At 36.3% G+C, this 21493-nt stretch carries 21 protein-coding genes; 3 read left to right on the top strand and 18 right to left on the bottom strand.

Annotated elements, in window-relative coordinates; all coding sequences use genetic code 11:
* Positions 1–67: 67 nt before the first annotated feature.
* The gene (locus tag AB3H90_RS03410) at positions 68–730 is read right to left on the bottom strand and encodes a CPBP family glutamic-type intramembrane protease (protein ID WP_368016180.1); all 663 of its coding nucleotides are present in this window, start codon (positions 728–730) and stop codon (positions 68–70) included.
* 498 nt (positions 731–1228) lie between these two features.
* Here AB3H90_RS03410 and AB3H90_RS03405 point away from each other — a divergent pair, with 498 nt between their 5' ends.
* The 3 genes from AB3H90_RS03405 (at position 1229) to AB3H90_RS03395 (ending at position 4330) form a co-directional block, all read left to right on the top strand.
* Entirely contained in the window at positions 1229–2071 is an 843-nt protein-coding gene (locus AB3H90_RS03405; RefSeq protein WP_010738404.1) for an Rgg/GadR/MutR family transcriptional regulator, read from the top strand.
* Between the two features lie 221 nt (positions 2072–2292).
* On the top strand, positions 2293–3645 hold the full coding sequence (locus AB3H90_RS03400; RefSeq protein ID WP_010738405.1) for a Mur ligase family protein: 1353 nt from the start codon (positions 2293–2295) through the stop codon (positions 3643–3645).
* Positions 3638–4330 (top strand): type 1 glutamine amidotransferase, encoded by a 693-nt coding sequence (locus AB3H90_RS03395; protein WP_034699589.1) that lies wholly within the window; start codon positions 3638–3640, stop codon positions 4328–4330. Before AB3H90_RS03400 ends, AB3H90_RS03395 begins: the two co-directional genes overlap by 8 nt.
* A 400-nt stretch (positions 4331–4730) precedes the next feature.
* On the opposite strand, the gene AB3H90_RS03390 is transcribed toward AB3H90_RS03395, so the two are convergent.
* The 17 genes from AB3H90_RS03390 to manA all read right to left on the bottom strand — a co-directional run bounded on the left by AB3H90_RS03390 (position 4731) and on the right by manA (position 21465).
* The gene (locus tag AB3H90_RS03390) at positions 4731–5783 is read right to left on the bottom strand and encodes a hypothetical protein (protein WP_368016179.1); all 1053 of its coding nucleotides are present in this window, start codon (positions 5781–5783) and stop codon (positions 4731–4733) included.
* Positions 5784–5833: 50 nt separating this feature from the next.
* The gene (locus AB3H90_RS03385) at positions 5834–6334 is read right to left on the bottom strand and encodes a hypothetical protein (RefSeq protein WP_225428991.1); all 501 of its coding nucleotides are present in this window, start codon (positions 6332–6334) and stop codon (positions 5834–5836) included.
* Between the two features lie 41 nt (positions 6335–6375).
* Complete coding sequence (locus tag AB3H90_RS03380) at positions 6376–6645, bottom strand: peptidoglycan amidohydrolase family protein (RefSeq protein ID WP_368016177.1); 270 nt, start codon at positions 6643–6645, stop codon at positions 6376–6378.
* Complete coding sequence (locus tag AB3H90_RS03375; RefSeq protein ID WP_368016176.1) at positions 6528–8285, bottom strand: glucosaminidase domain-containing protein; 1758 nt, start codon at positions 8283–8285, stop codon at positions 6528–6530. The genes AB3H90_RS03380 and AB3H90_RS03375 overlap by 118 nt, the downstream gene beginning before the upstream one ends.
* Positions 8278–10728, bottom strand: a complete 2451-nt coding sequence (locus AB3H90_RS03370) for a VirB4-like conjugal transfer ATPase, CD1110 family (protein WP_368016175.1) — start codon at positions 10726–10728, stop codon at positions 8278–8280. Before AB3H90_RS03370 ends, AB3H90_RS03375 begins: the two co-directional genes overlap by 8 nt.
* Positions 10667–11044 (bottom strand): PrgI family protein, encoded by a 378-nt coding sequence (locus AB3H90_RS03365; protein WP_368016174.1) that lies wholly within the window; start codon positions 11042–11044, stop codon positions 10667–10669. The genes AB3H90_RS03370 and AB3H90_RS03365 overlap by 62 nt, the downstream gene beginning before the upstream one ends.
* 33 nt (positions 11045–11077) lie before the next feature.
* On the bottom strand, positions 11078–11920 hold the full coding sequence (locus tag AB3H90_RS03360) for a hypothetical protein (RefSeq protein WP_010720015.1): 843 nt from the start codon (positions 11918–11920) through the stop codon (positions 11078–11080).
* A gap of 4 nt (positions 11921–11924) precedes the next feature.
* A complete protein-coding gene (locus tag AB3H90_RS03355) occupies positions 11925–12128 on the bottom strand; it encodes a hypothetical protein (protein WP_010720016.1) in 204 nt (67 codons plus the stop codon).
* Position 12129: 1 nt separating this feature from the next.
* The gene (locus tag AB3H90_RS03350) at positions 12130–12267 is read right to left on the bottom strand and encodes a hypothetical protein (protein ID WP_368016173.1); all 138 of its coding nucleotides are present in this window, start codon (positions 12265–12267) and stop codon (positions 12130–12132) included.
* Positions 12260–13828, bottom strand: coding sequence for an immunoglobulin-like domain-containing protein (locus AB3H90_RS03345; RefSeq protein ID WP_368016172.1), 1569 nt, complete (start codon positions 13826–13828; stop codon positions 12260–12262). The genes AB3H90_RS03350 and AB3H90_RS03345 overlap by 8 nt, the downstream gene beginning before the upstream one ends.
* A 76-nt stretch (positions 13829–13904) precedes the next feature.
* Positions 13905–16937, bottom strand: a complete 3033-nt coding sequence (locus AB3H90_RS03340) for a SpaA isopeptide-forming pilin-related protein (RefSeq protein WP_368016171.1) — start codon at positions 16935–16937, stop codon at positions 13905–13907.
* Between the two features lie 96 nt (positions 16938–17033).
* Complete coding sequence (locus AB3H90_RS03335) at positions 17034–17234, bottom strand: hypothetical protein (RefSeq protein WP_010720019.1); 201 nt, start codon at positions 17232–17234, stop codon at positions 17034–17036.
* A gap of 339 nt (positions 17235–17573) precedes the next feature.
* Entirely contained in the window at positions 17574–17834 is a 261-nt protein-coding gene (locus tag AB3H90_RS03330; protein WP_010738415.1) for a hypothetical protein, read from the bottom strand.
* Between the two features lie 123 nt (positions 17835–17957).
* The gene (locus AB3H90_RS03325) at positions 17958–18839 is read right to left on the bottom strand and encodes a ribose/proton symporter RbsU (RefSeq protein WP_010720021.1); all 882 of its coding nucleotides are present in this window, start codon (positions 18837–18839) and stop codon (positions 17958–17960) included.
* A 23-nt stretch (positions 18840–18862) separates the two neighbouring features.
* Entirely contained in the window at positions 18863–19258 is a 396-nt protein-coding gene (gene rbsD, locus AB3H90_RS03320; protein ID WP_010720022.1) for a D-ribose pyranase, read from the bottom strand.
* Between the two features lie 17 nt (positions 19259–19275).
* On the bottom strand, positions 19276–20184 hold the full coding sequence (rbsK, locus tag AB3H90_RS03315) for a ribokinase (RefSeq protein ID WP_368016170.1): 909 nt from the start codon (positions 20182–20184) through the stop codon (positions 19276–19278).
* Positions 20185–20505: 321 nt separating this feature from the next.
* Positions 20506–21465 (bottom strand): mannose-6-phosphate isomerase, class I, encoded by a 960-nt coding sequence (manA, locus tag AB3H90_RS03310; RefSeq protein ID WP_368016169.1) that lies wholly within the window; start codon positions 21463–21465, stop codon positions 20506–20508.
* Positions 21466–21493: the final 28 nt, after the last annotated feature.

Here is a 21493-nt window from a genome sequence, read left to right as displayed (position 1 = left end):
AAATAGAAAAGCTATTTTCGGCCACTTCGGGTTATTTATTTGTACTGAAAGCTTTGTTCTTATTTGTCTAAGAGGATAATAAACTTCCTAAAACAAAAGCAATTAAATCAAAAGCATAATGCACTGCCCAACTAGTATTCAATGACTTTGTTTTTAAATAGGCTTGGTTAAACCAAAGTCTAATTCCTCCTTGAACTAAGATGACTTGCACAATCGTGAACAACGCTGAACTTCCTAGATAAGTTTCAAAATGAATCAGTCCAAAAATAATTGCTGTGAGCAATGATGCCACCTTAGTATTGATCCCCATTTTTTTACGTAAAGTATCAAATATAGTGATCGAAAATAGTTCTTCTCCCAGTAAAGCAATTGGTAAAATAAATACAAAAAACCACCAAGGATTATCTTGCGCACTATTTGCTTTCGTCTGAATATCTAACAACTGTGCCAGTATTCCCATTATCATCGAAGCCAACATACCATAAATTTGTGAACCAACTAAAATCAGCAAGAATGTTTTTATCAATCGTTTAGGTGTACTAAATAATTGCCTCACACCAACAAAACCAAATACCAGTAAATAGCTTACTAAACCACTAATAACAAGAAAACTAAACTGAATATAATAAAAGTCAACCTGGGTCAACCCATAGAACCCTACCCCTAACACTCCAAAAGCAATCATTATTCTAAGGACTTGATTATTTGGTTCTGTAATTCTTTTTGTCATATTTCTTGTTCCTCTTCCGTTAAATAATTATCATTTGTTCATTGATTAGTCGCTGACGACCCTTCACATGAGTATTGTTTACGTGTCTTTTATACTGCCCCATCTCCTCAAACAAGCCTTCATCATTGACAGATTTCCAATGATTTATCATGAATGTTTTCCTTTAATTTTCCATAGTATAATCATCTACGAATGAAAATTCTTTTATAGTCCTATATTTAAGACTTTTGGTACTTTGTATCTAAAAATAATCTGACCATAAATACAATAAATATGCGAATAATTAGTTTTTTTGAACTCCACTTGACCTTCATTCGTACTTATTTGTTATAAGAAACGTGCGGATAACACCCCTCGTCTAACTCTACTAAATTCTCTTTCTTTCAGTCGCTTTTCTGGTCACTTTTCCAAAAGTATCTTTCTTAGAATTTTGACAATTTTTTTGCTACTATTACTTCATTACATAAACACATAAAATAATTTTGATGGAGAGATACTATGGAGTATGGTCAGTTAGTACGAAAAATCCGATTAGATAAAGGTTTTTCTCAAAAGGAAATCTATTCAGGAATCGTAACAAAATCTTATTGCATTGAATTTGAAAAAGGAAACCATGACTTGTCTTTCCGACTTTTAGCTCAAGTGTTGGAGCGATTGCTGGTAGATGTGGAAGAATTTATCTTTTTATATGACTATTATCACTCTTCTTCACAAAATTTATGGAAACAATATGAATTGGCTTCTAATACAAAGGACTTAGAAAAGCTCTTTGAGATCTATCAAACGACAACCGCTTCAAAAGATAAAAAAATTCAGCTTCTAAACGCTTTAACTAAAATTGGCCATGATCAATTGAGCGACCATCAAATAGACAATGAGACCTTGGAGTTCCTTGTTGATTATTTAAAATCCATCGAAACATGGACACTACAAGAAATCAAAATTTATACCAACACCTTGAATTACTTTTCAGAAGAACAGCAACAAATTTTCTATAAAAATTCATTAAAAAAAATTCAGATCTATCAAGAATATCCCGCTGGTAAAAAAATTTATTTGACGTTGCTTCTTAATAGTTGCGGTCATTTTATTTCCTATGGGAATTTCTTTTTAGCAAAAGATGCGCTTAGTCATTTAAAGGAATTAACTACCGGAACTGAAGATACAATCTTTAAATTATATCGTATTTATTTTGAGAACATTCTGATTTACTGTACAGAAGAAAAAAGCACAAGTGAAACAATGATCCACTTTATTATCGAAACCTTAGACAAACTGGAGTATTCTTTTTTAAGCGAACAATGTACACTCTTTTTTCAGACGATCAAAAACAACTATTAATTCACTATAGTTATTCCTAAAAAATCAACTGTTATCCGCTGGGGCTATTCTTAGACTAAACGAAACTTCAAATAAACAATCAAGCCTAGTACCAATCGTTGTTAGACAAGAGAATTGCAACCATTTCTTAAAAAAAAGAAAAGCAATTTAACCTTTTTTTGAACATATGGTATGATTAATTGAATTTACTCGTCGTTAAGACGTTTTATGGAGGTTACATAATGGGAGTACGCAGTCAATTTGCGATTGCTGTTGGTAAAACATCACAATGGGCATTAAAAACCTTCTTTAAAGGAGGATCAAGTTTACCGGGTAAACTTGCACTTAAAATCGACCCACACATTTTAGACAGTCTTGCAAAAGATTATCAAGTGGTTGTCGTTACTGGAACAAACGGAAAGACATTGACAACTGCTTTGACAGTTAATATATTACGGCAACAATTTGATGAAGTATTAACCAACCCAACTGGGGCAAATATGGTTCAAGGAATCGTTTCTACTTTTTTGCAAGCCAAACCTAAAAAAGGGCAAAAAAAATTCGCTGTTTTAGAAATCGATGAAGCAAGTTTGAGTAAAGTAACTGAATACATGAAGCCTGAACTATTTTTATTTACAAACATTTTCCGTGATCAAATGGATCGTTATGGAGAAATCTATACCACCTACAAAATGATTGTAGACGGAGCAGCGAAATCACCTGATGCCACAATTATCAGTAATGGAGATTCGCCAATCTTCAACTCTGTGGAAACAATCAATCCTCGCCAATATTATGGGTTTGATCATGAAGAAGACCATGAACAAATGGCTCATTATAATACGGATGGTGTGCTCTGTCCTAAATGTCATCATATTTTACATTACAAGATGATCACGTATGCAAATTTAGGGAAATACTATTGTCCAAACTGTGACTTTAAACGTCCTGAACTTGATTATCGTCTAACGGATATGTTGCGCATGGACAATGTCTCAGCTGATTTTACGATTGATGGTCATAACTATGGAATTGAAGTGGGCGGGATGTACAATGTCTACAACGCGTTAGCTGCCACAGCGGTAGCTGAATATTTTGGGGTAACCCCTGAAAAAATCAAGCAAGGACTAGGATACGACGAAAAAATATTTGGTCGTCAAGAAATCATTGATATCAATGGTAAAAAATGTACACTCGTACTTGTTAAAAATCCTGTTGGGATCAATCAGGTCATCGATATGATCGGCTTAGCCCCTTATCCATTCTCACTAGTTGCTTTATTAAATGCAAACTATGCAGATGGAATTGACGTTAGTTGGATCTGGGACGGGAATTTTGAACATTTTGCTGATATGGATATTCCTGCAGTGATCGCTGGTGGGGATCGTCATACCGATATGTCGTTACGTCTAAAAGTTGCAGGAATCCCTGAAGATAAGATCATCGAAACAAAGGAACTGAATGAAGTCATTAAAAATATCAAACAATTACCGACCGAACACGTCTACATCCTAGCTACCTATACAGCAGTTCTTCAATTACGAAAAGAATTAGCGAATCAAGGATTTATCAAAGGAGGGATGAATCATGCCTAATTATGAATTGAATATCGCCCATCTCTACGGTAATTTGATGAATACTTATGGAGACAACGGCAATCTATTGATGCTTAAATATGTCGCTAAAAAATTAGGTGTGACCTGTCATACCGAAATTGTCAGTCTGCATGAACCATTTGAAGCAGATAAATATGATCTAGTCTTTTTTGGTGGCGGACAAGATTATGAGCAACTGATCATTTCAAAAGATATCCAAGAAAAAAAAGCAGCACTAACAAACTACATTGAAAATGATGGTGTGATGTTAGCTATCTGTGGCGGGTACCAATTCCTTGGACACTATTATGTGGGTGCCAATGGAGAAAAAATCCAAGGAATCAGTGCATTAGACCATTACACCTTAAGTCAAGAAAATAATCGTTTTATCGGCGATATCGTTATCTATAATGAAGAGTTTAATGAAACCTATTATGGCTTTGAAAACCACAATGGGCGGACATTCTTAGGGGAAGGCGAACGACCTTTAGGAAAAGTCGTTCAAGGTCACGGAAATAATGGTGAAGACCAATCCGAAGGCGTCATTTATAAAAATGTTTTTGGCTCTTATTTCCACGGACCGATTCTTGCCCGAAATGAGAATCTTGCGGAACGATTGATTCGTTTAGCACTTAAACAACGTTATGGAACAGAACTTGACTTACCAGTCGAATCTTTAGCATAAAACATAACTTTTGTTACCATAAATATTTGCTGGATTGTGATTGGAAATGAATCAATAGTAACAAGCGCAACACCACAACAGAAATAGCAAACTTTAATAATTGAGCCAAAGAATACGAAAATCACTGCTCTGATTTCTGGTATTCTTTGGCCTATTTTTGATCAAGTAATGATTATTACCTTGGGATACGATTGGAAAAGCAAATGACTTCACTGACGATAAGAAAGAATCGTTTGAAAAAGCGAACTAACTTTTCTGCCGTTCCCTCTTTTCATTAACACTTCAACACTATTTTTTAACTAATAATTTTAGCTAATTTGCCAATCAGTTTTTCTTTTTTATTATTCTATTCCCCTTAATTAGTTACCCTTCGACAAATAACAACTGAATCCAAGACCACTCATTCCCTATCATTGATATCTGATTGACCAATCATTTCTAATCGTTGTTCCCACAATAATTGATTTTCCGGATCTTCATTTTGCTGGTATAACTCAATAAAATCGATAATGATGGAAGCTTGTTCGATATAAGTTTGTAATATTTTTTTCACTTCTTCCTCTTGGATCAATTCTAAATGTTTCGTTGTTTCTGCAATCTTCTTCTGTTTTAAAAAAAACAGCCCTTTCTGTAAATAATTTTGGTCTAACTTTTTTGATAGTTCTTCACTTTCTAAATATTTATTTAATATCTCTGCTTCGGCCAATTGTTCTAATTCAATGTAAGCAAATGCAAGCATCACTTTTCTTTTGTCAGGTAAATTTTCTGGGGACGTTTTAATAACTACTTCCCAATTTTTTTCAAAAAAAGCTAAATCAAATTGTGCATCTGCGGTGGGGTAATATTCATTGATCTCTTTCAACCATGTAAATTCTTGTTGCTCTGTCAAATAGTCGATCAATTCATGACGCTTTTCTGGATATTCCGTTGCTGCTTGAAGATAGGCTTGCGCTTCGATTAATTTTGCCCATTCCTGCTCCTCTGTCGTGGTAATTTCTTTTTGATCTACTTTCGTAATAAAGTGTGGCCACATTACGCTAATGCCTATGAAAAGACTGAAAACAATCACCACAATAAACCAGACCCTTTTGATCGTGGGGATCAAAGATAGTAATTTTCCTTTGGTTGATCTGCTAGGTTCACCATACTTAATTGCTTTTTTCGTGCGTATCGCTGCTTTACTTTTTGTCGTCTTCTTTTTACTTCGGACTATCTGATATTGCCCACTGATTATTTCTTCTATGGCATCCTTTAACGGAAATTGTAATTCCATTGAATGAAGAAGGTGATTTTTATGATTATAAATCCGAATACGACAACTACCTATGCTTTTATTAAGGATCGTTTGTTTATTGACCTCTTCTAATAAAATGAGGGCCTCGAAAATCGGTAGACGTTCTTCTTCGATTTCTAGCCTTTTGACATGATCAATCAGTACAGTTTCTCTTGCCATAGATAGACATCCTTTTCATTTACCAAAAGTGATGGACAAAACCGGTATTTTCATTCTGCGTATTCTTTCGATTCCTTTTCAGCTATCTCTATTGGTTGATACCTTTCCACCAAAAAGTGTTTTGTAGCTGAATCAAACACATACCAAATTTGAAACAGCCCTTCATTCTCAAGTGTTTTAGTAGACTTACCTTCTTGGTTCAAACTATCAATCGTCCTTGTGACGTTGGCAATCACTTCAATTTGTTGGTCATTCACGTGACGTATAAAATTCTTACTTTTTATAAAACGAGAATGACCAAAAAATTGTGGAAAAAAATCGCTTTGCTTTCTGCTTTCTTCTTCAGCAATTTTCGCTTGTTTTGCTAAAAATTTCTCATAATTCAAATAATTATCCCCGTACTCTGTGAAAGTAAAATACGAGCGTAAAAAATCATTGACCTGTTGTTCCGAGAAATGAGCAACAGGTATACGGTTATTTGCTTCTTGTTGTGTGTTCTTTTTACCAAAAGTATATCCAATACTTACCGCTATACTGCTACTGATAACCAAACAAGCAATCGTTGTAAATAATTGATGTTTATTTCTGATTTTTACCCGCTCCCTACGATTCGATAAAAGTAAACTGGTGCCAGTTGTGGATCACCATAATACCCTGCAAATGGAGTAATGACGACATCACCATTTTGACTAAATCCTTTTTTCGTAGCGGGTGTACAGTGAATAATCGTTTTTCCACCAGCATCTAAAAAGAATCCTGTATGCCCAAAATCGCCCGACGAATTACCTTTTTCTCCCCAAATAAATAAGTCACCTGCTTGTACTTCGGAATAGTTGATCGGATAGAGAAGTTGTCCTTCCAAACCATAAAGTGTTTCTGTATTTCCCAACGTACATTTAGTCCCATTTCATTCAACACCCAAATTACGTAAGACGAGCAATCGTGATAGGGAAATACGCCTCTTTGGTTTCCCTGAGAATAATACACACCTTTTTGATGAAGACTTTGTGCTTTAGCTAAAAGAGCCTCATGAAAGTCAGAGAATCGCTCCCACAGCAATCCCATCTCTTGCTTTCCACCCAATTGCACCATTAATTGTTTGATCGCAGGCACCCAATAACGATTGAGCCCCATGGGATCATTTGTCGCATCAATAGGACAATAGACCGCTCCTAATTGTTCGACAGTTACTCGTTGCTGGTCAATAATCAGCTTTTTAAGTGTTCGACCAGTTGCTTCGATTCCTTCGTCTAACGTACGATATGAAATTAAACCTTGATCATTCATTAGACCAGCTGGGTTATTTTTTTCTAGGATTCCTTTACTAGTCCCCCAAGCACTTTCATGAATCATGATCGCCGCTAAGATCACCGGTGAGATGCCGTTTCTTTTTGCTTCTTGTAAAATTTTATCTGCTCGATCGCTAAACGCATGACACTTAAGCAGAATTAATTGCCGAAATGTCCATTCATCAAATGACGTGTTTTGATTACCAGAGTCTAATTGGAATGTTTCCGAATATGCTACTTCTTCAAAATAAAAACTTGGATTTACTGATTGTCCATTTTTGGAATATTCAATGGTTACTTCATTTTCTTTCTCTACAGTTCCAATCAATTCCCCCGAAACGACTTCTTGGTCATGATTGACTAATGGTGAAACATTCTTTAAGACAAGCTGTCGATTATTGAATTGGATCACGATTGACTGATCAGTCACAGTCGTTTTCCCAGCCATCGGAGCATATAATTCTATATTTTTCTCAGCTTGTAATTGGATTCCCTGAAATAGCTTTTTTTCTTGGCCATCGAGAAAGTAACCATATCTTTGATTGACCATTAATCGATGATCTTCCTTAAATGGCGATTGTAGTTCCATCAATTGACGATAACGACCAATCGTTGAACCAGCATTCAATCGTTCTTTCAATTCTTCTGTCCATTCAATGATCTGAGTAAAATATTTTGTTGTTAATGTTGCTTCGTTCCCTTTTGCATGAAGGGACCATAAGTTATCATGGATCTCATGAATTTTCGCTTTGATTACTGGATTTTCGAGTTCCACATTCTCATAACAAATACCCAAATAAGACAATACTTCATCAATATTAGAAACCAAATTCATATCTTGTGTCATCCCCATCTGTCCGTTGATTTTAATAATGTTATGCTGCTGACGAAGCACTCGATTTTTTTCAACATCCAAATGAGTCATGTACGTCCAAATATTTGTTAATTCAAATTCATTGATATTGGGTACACTCGAATAAATGACACTGGTTATCCCTATCGTCAGTAAGAATAGTAATACACTACTAAGAACCATGAGTGATCTAAAAAAATGCCATTTATTGGGCTGAACAGCTAAGAACTTACGACGCTTTTTTCTGAAGGGAACTAACATTTTATTTGTAACGCTCCGTTTTATCGATTGATTCAAGCTACTTGATAGAAAAATTTTCCGATACTCATTGTCTCGTTTGTTCCAATTAGATTTATTCATCGGATTGTTCCTGTTTTCTTTTTATCCGTTCCTCGGGATCAGTCGTGATTAATTCATATAATCTTGTGGTTGAATCAACGGTATTAGAAAAAGGCACGATTGCATGACCTGCACGTATCAACCCTGCACCTTTTGGCGGATGGATCAAGTGTTTTTGTTGTTGAGTAGAAAGACGAAAAAGAGTAGAAAGTTCGTCCAGATCACTTTTAGCCTGTTTTAGCATAATGATAAATTCAGTGTTGCTTAGCATCCTCCGTGCTTTATCTGAAAGCAGTAACGTCTCCACATTTTGCGTGATCCCTGTAGGAATTGCTCCCCACTTTCGGATACGACTCCATAATTCAAAAAAATAATTTTCACAGTAAGGATCATTTAGCATCAACTGCATTTCATCAATGTAAATCCACGTAGTGATCCCTCGATCCCGATTACGTACCACCCGATTCCATACTTGCTCTAAAACCACCATCATCCCAAATGTTTTTAACTGACTTCCTAACTCTTTGGTGTTGTAGATGATAAAACGCTTATTTAACTCAATATTTGTCGTATGGGAAAAAATCGCTAAAGAACCTTCAATATATAATTCTAAGTCTAATACTAGTGCCTGCGCTTCTTTTTCCGGCTGTTCTTTGAGCAACGTAAACCATTCCTTCGCTAATGTTGGCATTTGCTTGTCCTGAGAATGAAAATAGTTAAAATAAGTCAAGCGAGTCACACGATCAATGATGGAACGTTGTGCGGAATTCAAACCCGATTGTCCACCGATCAAAGCTTCAAATGCTGTTAACAAAAAGTCGGATTTTAATTTTACTGGATCAACTTCCCCACTTAAATCATCTGTGATATCCAATAGATTGATAAATGTATCGGTATTTGGTGCAATTTTAACAATTTGCGCATCAAAAGTTTGCCCAATTAATGTATCTTCATCTTCAGGATCAATCGAGATGATTTCGTCTGTTGGATTTTTTAGTAGTGTAGTAATTTCTTCATATTTTTTGGCTATCCCTTTTCCTGAGCCTGAACTACCTAAAATCATTCCACTTGGGGTATTCAACCGTTTCCGATTGATCCGAACTACATTTTTCGTTAGCTCATTCATTCCATAGTATTTACCCTCCTCGTGGTCAAGTTCTTGCGCAGTAAATGGAATAAAGATAGCTGCACTTGCTGTAGTTAATGTTCGACGAGTGGTTATCCAATTTTTTCCAAATGGAAGGACGGAGTTCATCCCTTCTAGTTGTAAATAATCCAAATAATGAAAGCCACAACCATTTTTTCTGGCAATACTCAAAACTCGTTCGGCTATATCAGTCAATTTTTCTTTTGTGTTTGTTCTGAAATAGACAAAAACCGAAACGAAAAATAAGTTCTGTCCTTCTTTTAACAAATCATCTAATAATAAATTAGCTTCATTGATACTATTGGTTAATTCATATGGAATACTTGTATAAGGATCGTAGCCTTTTTGAGTTGCTTTTCTTTGAGCAGCAACTTTGTCTCCTTCCATATAGGCTTTTTTTATTTGAACCAGATGATTGGCTTGCTCAGCCCCGACTGGATCAATGTGGATCGATAACGTGATTTCTTCGGGTATTTCCATCAATTCTGCCATGAGTTTATCTGACAATCTAGCTGGATAGTCTTTTAGGTAAAGAATCTGGGCATATTCCTCATTGATTTCAAAATAGTTTTTCTTTTTAAAATTAAAACTGGAAGGAGCAATCACAGCTTTTGTTGAAAGATGATTAAAGACTAAATCGGAATAGTTAAATTGAAAGTGTTCCGATGATTTCAACAACTGATTGACCAATTTTAGACGCTTTAAACCGTCCAATGGGTCAACCGTTGAGCCAATTTCTTCCAAATTTCCGATTAAATTCTTTTCGATTCGTCCCAATAATTGTTTTGCCTGCTCTAAGTGATTGGCTGGAGTACTGAAAGTCAAATAGTTTTCTTTTGTAAAACGATTCTCCCCTTCATTGATTTTTTGAAGAAGCATCTGATTGACTTCTTCACGATAGCTATCATGTTGATCGCCTTTACTCTCATAAAAAAGCTTATCCGTCATCTCATCAAGCTCAACTCTTTTTTTTAAGATCGTGATTGTTAGATGGATCGTATCATCAAGACTGTTCAATAGTTCGCCATATTTTTGGAAAATCAACAATTGTTCGTCTTGTTGAGCAATTTGATAATTCACATCTGAAAATCGAACACTTTTGGAATAATAATTAGGTACAATTTCACAAATGCCACTTTCAAACATTTTTTCATAACGCAACAAATCTTGGACATTACGCTTTGGCGCTAACTTTTTTTGATATTGCCCTCTTTTTTTCTTTTGTTTTTGCATCAAACGAATAAATTTTTTATTATTAGTTTCCGTACTCAACTTGTTTTCTTTCGGCACGCTTACTCCTTTGACCCACCATGGCATTTGAATACAACTCCTCTACAATAGGATAAGTATAATAATTCGCCAATTGAAAATAATTCCATCGAATCTGCACATACTTTTCTAAAGGTAAGTGATTAGGTGTCAGCCAGCCCACTGACAAGATAGGGGCACTGAGTACCATAAAAACGATCCCGATATCATCAATCGGATACTTCCAACTGACATAATTTAAAATGCCCAGAGGAACGATAAAAAGCAACGTTACAACAGCAGAGATAAATTGTCTTAACGAAACGCCAAAAAACAATTTTTCTTGGTAGGTTAAAATTTCTTTTCGAATTGGTACTTCAATCATCGATTTTATTTCCCTCCAGTTAAAAATGATTCTCTAGGCAGTTGCAAGAATGATTTTTGCCCATTTATTGGTATAAAATAAACTAGCACATAATGTTAGACAATTCCCTGATATCCCACTGATCACTGCAATCATTCCCTGTTTTTCATCAATTGAAAACACAGAATGTACGAGCAGTGGATAAAAACTTAATATAATAAATAAGAGGATCCCTTGCAGGGAGGAAGCACAAACTAATTTCAAAAAATTTTTACCAATCGAACTAACTTCTTCATTAAGAAACGTCACAAGAGGTAATGGAGAAATGCTAAAATACAAATAAATTTCAAAAAAACGCATGAAAATAACCAGTTTTGTTAGCACACTTGTTAGTACGGATAAAATCAACGGGATCAACAAAATAATTAACAACGTAAGTTTTTCAAAAAAGCCCCAATGGTAGATTCCCTCAATCAATGAAAGAACATCAACAGCCTTACTTCCACCTTCTCGAATCCCAATTTGACTGATACCATTACTGATTGTTGTACTAATTTCAACGATCATATGGATAAATATTGTTAAATGGCGCATGATCAACAGGCTTACTCCTAATTTAAGAAAGAGTGGGAGGAACAACTCCATGCCACCAAAACCGGAATAATTTCCATAAATCTTTTGTGCCATTTGTTGAAACTCCAGCAATAGTAAAAAGCCTAGTACAGAATAAGCAATTGGTTTGATCACTCCATTCATAATTAACTCACTGTATTGATAGATATCAGGTAGATAGGTTTCTAGATTTTGTAGTAGCATATTTTTAGGGTCGTTTGAAAAATTTAATTGATCAGCAATTGTTTGTAATAAAAATTTGATTGCACCGTCCAGCTTAGCCACTTCCTTAGATTGAAATAGTTGCTACCCAAGCGCCAGCTGCAACGATAACAGCCCCACCAACGATCTGAAAAAGAGCATTTTGCATTCCGGGACCATTATGTTCTTTGATAGCCGCACCGAGTTGAATAATCCCCCATACAGTGAGCAGACTGCCAGAAGCAAGTACTCCTTTTGAAAACAACGACATCGCTTGCTCAAAATAGTCCATACTATTCTTTCTCCTTTTCTATCGCTTGTTGATTCATAACTGTTACTTGGTAACTAGCATGTACCCGCTCAAAAGAATCACTGATACTCAAACTGACAGTGTAAGTTCCTGGTTTGTTGACATCGACGTTTTCAGTCACTTCGACATCTGTTTAAAGATAATGTTTCTTCTTTGTCGTAAACCTCAATTCCGGCTAGCGGATCAAACGCCTCTCCAATAGTTAGCACCTTATCGGCTATGCCTATAAATCGTGGTGGTTCATTGATGACCGTGATTTTCCCATAACCACTGGTTGTTTTGCCATTTGTATCAGTGACTTTAAGAGGAAGCAAATATTTTCTTAATTTAGATGTATCGATCCGATTCCATGCTGCTTCATCTATTTCAATATTTAATCGTTCTAATGGATCTTCTCGATCTGAAACAACCAGTTGTGCAAAATAATCTTCTTTCTTCAAAGCAGAGAAAACATTGACTTGAAGATCCGCCTGGATAATTTTAGGGGCTTCATTCGTTACTTGTACGAGAAGTCGTCTCTCCTCTGCATATTTTCCATATCGATCTTGCACATTGCCAATCCTAAAGAAATATTTTCCTTCTTTATTGGAATCAAAATTAGTTTCTAAGATATTGGTTTTAGTTAATGAGATATCTCCGTCTTCCCTATCCCAAGCTTTCACATAGTCGAAAATATTCAACTCTTGATTTATCTGATGGTCAATCCATTCGGGTATATGGATTACCGGTGCATCATTTTCAATTTTGACAAACGCTTTCGTTTTCGCTTGAGCCCCATGTCGATCATTGACAGAATAAAGCACCTCATAGCTTCCTTCTTTGTTGATATCAAGATTTGTTTCGACTTCAATCTTTGCGGTTAAATCCCCATCTTCTTGGTCCATTGCGGATACTCCTGCTAACAAATCAACTGGTACACCGATCTGCTGGTACATTGTCGTCTGCTTCAAGTTGATTTTCGGTAAGCTATTAACAAAAAAGTAGATGGTGGCATCTGTAAACATTCCTGCCGAGTCGGTGACACGGATCGTAAATTTTTGCTCGCCTAGCTTCGACGTGTCAATAAAATTATGTTTGACTGTGGGAAAAGCGTCGTTACCCGTGAGAATCTCAAAATAGTCTGTTGGTTCAAATTTACTATATTGCTCAATGACCATGTAAGTGGATGCTAGTGAAATTTGTGGTTTCTGCCAAGTCGTTTGGTCACTCTCACGATTCTTTTCTTTTTCAGCAGAAACTGGAGGGGCCTCATAGACTGGGGCTTGTTTACTATCCGCTCTTTCTTTTGAAGTTTCTAAAGTTGTGACTTCTGTTTTCTTTTTTTCTTTAGCAAAGGCAACGACTAATTGCGCTACCTCATGCTCTAGTTGTTGAAGTGGCAATTCCGTTCCCTCAGTTTTAGAACTAAAATAGTCAAATTGTTCCATGACTGCGATTGCCGGATCATGATCCTCTTCAAGAAAATAATGAGTGGGTATTTCTTCTTTTTCTATGTTTTTTGTATCAATGATATTTGCTACTTGTTTTTGTTTACTTGCTACTGTTTTTTCCTGATTGTGACTTAGGTAGATGCTAGTAATTCCTGTGATACTTCCACTGATAAAAAGGAACAAAAGTCCATATTTTATCCTGCCTAGATTCTTTTTCGATAACTGATCTACAACGATTGAACGTTTCACCATTCTTTAGACCATCCTTTCTTTTATCTTCTAAACACTTTGATCATACTTTTAGTAAAAATAATCGAAATCAATTTTTTCACAACTTTACATGTTTCTGCTTTTTTTGAAGATAGAGATAACTGCTAACGATAATAATCAAGCTCAATCCAAGAAGAACCATCTCTAGCGAACGTCGTTCATTCGTTTTTGGCAGTATGCTTTGCTTTAATAATAATTGTTCTTTTTTTAATGTAATTGTCTGATCTTTGTTCCTTAAATCATCCTCACGTCCTACTTCATTTTTTTGCTCTTCTTCGTAATATAAGACGTGGGTCGCTGTTAATTGATCGCCATCTTTGAGGATATTTGCCTTCAACTCAAGAAATACTTCAAATGTATCTTCTTTACTTTTCGCAGTATAGGTAGACGTTGATTCACTGACCACTTCTCCTGTTTTTGTATTCTTATATTGCGTAAAAACAGTATAAGTGTGTCCGATTTCGATTGCCTCGCCTTTGACCCACACCACATCTTTCAACTGATTGTCTACTGTTGGATCAAGTGTTTTTTCGCCAGCAATATCGGTAAATAAAGAGGTCAACTCTAATGGTTCCCGTTCATTGTAGGCTTCAAGAACAAGTAACTCGCCGTCCTTTTCAACCGTGACAGAAAAATCCATTGGTTCTTCTAATGGCAAATAGCCTGCCAAAGGTTCCACTTCAACAAATTTATAGTCGCCATAAGGTAGTGCCTCTACATTGATTTTCCCTTCTTTATCAGTCAAATATTTTTCAATTAAGGTTTCAGTCAATTCTCCATTTTCATCCGCTGCTATGTTGTATAAATGAAATGGGACATTTTCTAATGGTTGTTCATTCAACCGATCTCGTTTGATCAATTGGATATCTTGTCGAGCTAAGCGATTCGGAACTTCTAGGCGAATCAAGGCATCCGCATTCTCTTCTGTGACACTAAAAATGAGTGGTTCTTCTAGTGGTACATATCCTTCTGGTGCTTTGATCTCATGGAGTTCATAGCGATCCACACCCCAAGGCAAACTTTCTGTGGTAATGATTTCGCCTTTGTCATTGGTTTCAAAAATATCGGTCTGTTCCGTGTCATTGGGTCGTACCATCGAAACAAATTCGCCTTCTCCTTCATTTGCCCATGTATCAAAAATTTTGAACTGAGCGCCTGCGTAAGGAATGTTCTCGCCTGTCTCTTCATCCACTTTGACAATATGCAATCGAGATTCAATCACTTCATCTTCCAATAAAAAGAAATGGGTATAGCCGTCTTCCGTGATCGTCACTTCAAATGGTTCGATCAATAAATAGCCATCCACACCTTTGGTTTCTTCAATGGTATACGTGTCATAAGGTAGATTCTCAAACTTGAAATACCCGTTCTTACCAGTGACTTGGATATATTCTTGTCCAGTGGTGTGAGAAGTAGCTGTCAGTTCAACACCTTCTAAAGGTGGCTTTACCCCCTGTTGCTCTTTCGCCAGTCTGGCAATTACTTCAAAAACGGTTTGAGGAATCAAGGGGCGTGAACCAAACTTATAGCCTTCTACATTTCCTTTGATGACTCGATCAGTCACCGTTTTACTGTGAAGCGCTACGGTTTCATTTTGTCCAGCATACGTGAGGTTAACGGTATGTTTTGTATCATCCAAATTGTAGCCTTCTGGCGGTTCGATTTCTTGGAGATAATAGGTTCCTAACTTTAATCCTTTCACCTCTGCTTGTGCTATGCCATTGACATCTTGCATCGTTAGTTTACTAATAGAAGTCCCATTCTTATCGGTTAATTCGTAAACAGCTCCTACCAATTGAGAAGCCCCTTGTGGTTTACTGCCTGTTTCTTCATCTTCTTTGATCACTTTGAGATTTGCTAGTTGCTCTTTATTATCTAAACTGATCGTGGTGGTCTCATTGGCTTTGATGGTCACTGTCTGAGGTGTGGCATTGAGGACATAGCCATTCGGTGCTTTGATTTCTTGTATCGTGACTTTTGTGTCGACTAACAAATCATTCCAGGTAGCATAGCCATCAGAACCTGTAGTGATTTCTTTGGTTTTTCCATCAGACGTAGTAAAACGAAAAACGGCACCTGCCAATGGTTGCTTGGTCGTTTCATCTACTTTGCGTACACGGACATTGCCGTTTTTTAAAACAGTTATGGTTAAAGAAATTTTTTTACGTTCATTTAATCTGCCAACCATCATATTTTGGGTATATGGGTGTTGATAAATTAGCGGAACACCTTGAAAAGTAGAGGCAATATCATAGTCAAATTCAACTCGACTAGTCGCTTCTGCATTTTTGTTGGCAAGAATCGTTAATTGATTTCCTTTTTTAGAAATACTTAGTCCTTGTGAGACGAAAGATGGTAATGACTGATAATTACTAAAGGCATGGGTCGTGTCAGTTAAGGTGATACTTTCTCCAACTTTTAAGGTTATCGTTTGTTTGTCAAAAGAAGGTGATGTATAGAAATAATTGACATTTTTCATGACAGCAGATTTAAAGGTTTGATAGTCCGTCATCGAAAATACCCCTGAAATACTTAACGGTGTAATCCCTTGTTGTTCCCATGCCAAAATTTGAGTCATCAATTCTTTTTTCAACGTGTGGCCCGAAACCATCAGCCCGTAATACTTAATCAAAGAAATTTTTTTCATCTGTTCAGTATTTCGCTCAGCGACTGTATAGCCAGAGTTATTTCCAAGATTAAGTGCAGCACCTGGTTCTATGCACAAGGCAATTTCATTGTTGATCCGTTTACCGTACCAACCATATTCACGTACACCGTTCGATAAGCGAATATCAATATTGGAGATATGAGCATTGGGGTCAACATAAATCGTTTGATTGTTTCGTTGGTGGGTTTGAGTTTCTCCTAAAGCAGCATGAATCGAGTGAGTGATGTAGTTCGAAGGAGTTGTCGTATATAATTTGCCGTCTTCAGTTTGAATCAACTGATTCTCTTGAAGAAAACTTATCTTACGATCGTCTTGATCTGTATTTTCTAAATTTCCTGCTAAAACAACAAGTGGTCGGCAAAACGAAACGGATAATAAATGAATGATCAAAAATATGCGTACAACTAACTGGTATTTTTTCATCGAAATTCTCCTGTTTTTTGATAATAAACCTGCTTATCTACAAAAGTTCTCTCATAAACATAGAATTACTACTGACACTAAAAATCAAAATATTCGCTACTGAATCAAGCGAATCACATATTCATTTTTAGTGCGGTCATACCTTAAAACGCCACTTTTTTGTATCTGATTGATCAATTTTGCTTTGTCTCCATTTGTCCATCCATCTTGATGAACAAGCTGTTCATATTCACGCAAAGTAATCTGTTTTCTTTTACTACTACGCATAAAAGTTAATAATCGCTGGAGTTCTGTCATCAAGTTGTCACTCCTTAAAAATTTTAAGGCCACACCATTTTTAGGATAAATGGAAACCTGACTTTTTTAGGAAAAAGCCAACCCCTATCCTCACGGTCCTCGGAAAAAACATTACGTAAGAAATTTTTCTTCAAACCGTTAATCACAGTTATCGGTTCCGTCCTCCGTAAGAGATTCTAGTCATACTTTTGCTGTTAGCATGCCAACACTAACAGGACTGTCATTTAGTTGAGCATCGATAAAGATTGACAGCAAATCATCGTTATCAGTTAGATTGCTAACCAGTAATGATGCTCACATATAACATTTTCAACGAACAAATATGTTTTTTTGCAACGACTAAACTTGCCAAGCTTTTACTTTCATTGGTCGTTCCACGTACTGTAAGTTTTGTTTTGTGTTCCTTCGTTTAGCAAAGATAAGACCGCCAGAAGAAACGGCTGTTTTTATTTGTGGATAAATCTTGTAGTCAGGTAATTCTTTTTTTGTCTCTTGATTGATAAACTGTCCATTTCCTAAATTAGCCCACGTAGAACCATCAAATAATCGAATCGTTAGTGCTTTACTTCGAATTGCTTTTTTTGAACAGATTCGTAACACGTAAATCCCTCCTCACTCTATAATTACGATTTATTTGCGATTCTTCCAAAAAAAATAAAAGACATTGATCAACTTAAGTCAATCAATGTCTTTCAGTTCAGCTTATTTTGTTTTGGGGAAGAGTTAGATCATTACAGTGATCGTAGCAGCAGCTAAAATCAAGACTAGTCCAATAACTGTAACAGTCATTTCTTTCTTGGTTTTCTTTTGTCCTAGGAACCAAATACCAGTCAGTGTCGCTAATACTACGGATGTTTGAGAAAGAATAAACCCTGTTGCTAACCCATTCATATCTGGTTGAGCTGAAATTAAATAAGTTAAAGCAGCGAAGGCAAAGAAAAATCCTGAAAAAATATGTTTATAAGAGACAACTTCGACAAACGCTGATTTTTCTTTAAAACTTAAAACAGCTGAATAAACAACAGCAACGATTACCATACCAATTGCTTGAGGTAAAAAGGCATGCATTCCATCAATTGAAGTTGCTTGAGGAGCTGCGGAATAAGCCCAGTAGCCGATTTCACCTACTGCTAACAAAAGGACCGCTTTTTTCAATAAGTTACTGCCTTCTGTATTTTTCTTTTCAGTCCAAACAGTCATCCAAGCACCTAAAATAATCAAAACTAAAGCAAAGGCACCCAAGACTTTCGCAGTAGCGCCTGGCCAATTTCCTAAAGCAAACACGCCCCACAATGAAGCTCCTAATAATTGAAAAGCAGTAGTAATAGGCATTGCACGAGAAGAACCAATCAAGGTAAAGGATTGGAATGTAATGATTTGGGCGATTGCCCAACCAACACCAGATAAGATTGAAAAAGTCAGGTCAGATCCTGTTGGTAACTCCATTCCTTTATATAAAGCAAAAACAATTGCAAAAATCAATGTTCCTAATGTTGAACCTAAAATTTGATTGACCGGACGTCCCCCGATCTTAGATGCGATCGTAGGATATAACCCCCAACCAAGTAGTGGGCCTAAGCCAATTAAAAGCGCGGTAGTATTCATGGTAGACTATTCCTCCTTCTTTTTTAAAAAACGACGCCGCTTTCTAAAATAATATTAGCATAAGGTGTCATTTCCCCTGTGCGAATAAACGCATGACACTGATTCAAATCAGCTTTCATTTTACTATGAGGGATAAAAGTAATAGGTGTTTCAGGTAGCCGTTGTTGAATTTCCGATAATACTTTAGGGTTTTCTGACTTGATTTCTTCAGCTAAATAAATACGTTGAACTTCTAACTCTTCAAGCACATTGTTCAAGACTTCCATAAAGCTTGGAATACCATTATCCACAGCCAAATCGATTTTTTCAGTTGTCATCGGCACGGGCATACCTGCATCACCGATACTTAATGTGTCAAAATGTCCCATTTGTGCGATTACACGAGAGATATCTGAATTGATTACTTTTGATTTTTTCATAATAAAAACGTCCTTTCTTAATTCAATTCTTGTTTATATGGAATAGAAGGTTGTGCGCCAAAACGTTGAACAGTCAAAGAAGAAGCTTTATTTCCATAAGTAATTGCTTCCTCTAAATTACTAAAATCAGTTGCTAACATGCTACTCATCGCACCAATGAATGTATCACCTGCAGCTGTCGTATCGACTGCATTCACTTTGAACGCTGGCACGATCCCATTTTCGCTGTTTTTAATCGAGTAAAATGCGCCTTTACTTCCGATCGTGATAATTACAACTTCGATTCCTAATTGATGTAAGTGAGCTGCAGCCTGTTTTAAGCTTTCTTCGTCCGTAATCGAAATCCCTGTTAAAATTTCTGTTTCTGTTTCATTAGGAATAATCATATCTGTTACTTTCAATAACTCTTCAGGCACATTTTCTAATGCTGGGGCAGGATTCAAAATTGTTTTTACTCCAACCTCTTTTGCTAGTTTAAAAGCTTCAATCGTACTTTCTACAGCGCTTTCAAACTGTGCGATGATAAAATCACTTTTTTCGATGATCGCTTTGTTTTGTCTAACTTGTTCTGGTGTAAACGCATTGTTCGCTCCGGCATGGATCATAATACTATTTTCCCCAGCATCATCAACGATGATGTAAGCTTGACCAGTCGCTTGGTTTTCAAGAGTTGCGACACCTTGTAAATTGATTTCTTCTTGTTCTAAAAGCTCAGCCATTGTTTTGCCAGCTTCATCGGTACCAATCGCTCCAATAAAATGAGTAGTAGCTTCTGAACGTCTTGCAGCAACTGCTTGGTTTGCTCCTTTTCCTCCGCCAGCTGAAAATGTTTCTTTCGTGTGGATCGTTTCTCCTGGCTTAGGCATATGTTTGACTCGGATGGTCCGATCTAAATTAATGCTACCGATAACTGTTACAGTGTTCATTCCTTCATCACTCCATATTACATATTAATTGAATCAAACGCCATTCATCAATAATTAAAACGTTTTAACTCTACACCGAAAATATACCACAGATTGAAAGCTATTTCAAGAACCTATTTTTCCTAATTTTTTATTAGCAATCAGCAGCTTCATTTTTACCAGCATTCTAAAACAAAAAAGCTGAACACTTGTGCTGACTTGCTTCAGTTAGATCTTAGTCTAACTTAAGACATTCACAACACAAGGCTCAGTTTTTTTATTTCACAACACTAATCAGAAAAAATAACCATCTGCAAAGTTAACTAATAAATCACTGATTCTTTATTTCGATGCTTTACCTGGTTCAGAGGCAATGATTGATAACTCTCCTTGAACCGTCCATTCTGTCACATCATTTGGTAAAATAAAACTTGCCCCTTTAGTTAATGGGTAAATTTTTTCATTAACAACTAACTCTCCTGCTCCATCGATTACTGTCGCTAATGTATAAGGTGCTTGTTTTTTAAATGATGTAATTCCTTTGATATCCCATTCATAAACATTAAAAAACTCGGTCTCTAAATACGTAACGATCGAAGAATTCCCTTTACGTACTTCTTTCATTTGAATCTGTGGCGTAATAGCTGGAACAGTTGTCACATCAATTGATTGTTGGATATGCAATTCACGCGTATTGCCATTGGCATCTTTACGGTCATAATCATATACACGATAAGTCGTGTCCGAGCTTTGTTGCGTTTCTAAAATCATGATCCCTTTACCAATTGCATGGATCGTTCCACTAGGGACATAGAAAAAGTCGCCTTTTTTAACTGGGACTTTTTTCAATAAGTCATCCCAACGACCCTCTTGGATCATCTCAGCAAGTTCTTCTCTTGTTTTTGCATGATGGCCATAAATGATTTCTGCTCCAGGTTCAGCATCAATGATATACCAACATTCTGTTTTTCCTAACTCACCTTCGTGCTTCATTCCATAAGCATCATCTGGATGGACTTGTACTGATAATTCATCTTCTGCATCTAAGATTTTAATTAATAATGGAAAGACAGGCTCAGTTGGGTTGCCAAACAATTCCTTGTGCTTTTGCCATAACTCGTCTAATTTTTGTCCTTGGTATTCACCGTTTTCAACGACACTTACACCATGTGGATGTGCGCTGATCGCCCAATCTTCACCGATTTTGTCATTAGGTATATCAAATCCAAATACTGATCTTAAACGGCTGCCTCCCCAAATCTTTTCTTGAAAAACTGGTTTTAAAAACATAGGTTCTTGCATAGTTCAAACTCCTCTCAATGTTCATAGT

It is taken from the genome of Enterococcus sp. C63, assembly GCF_040887215.1.
GTDB lineage: Bacteria > Bacillota > Bacilli > Lactobacillales > Enterococcaceae > Enterococcus_B > Enterococcus_B hirae.
Note: the sequence above shows the minus strand (reverse complement) of the source record. Positions and strands in the feature narration are given on the sequence as shown.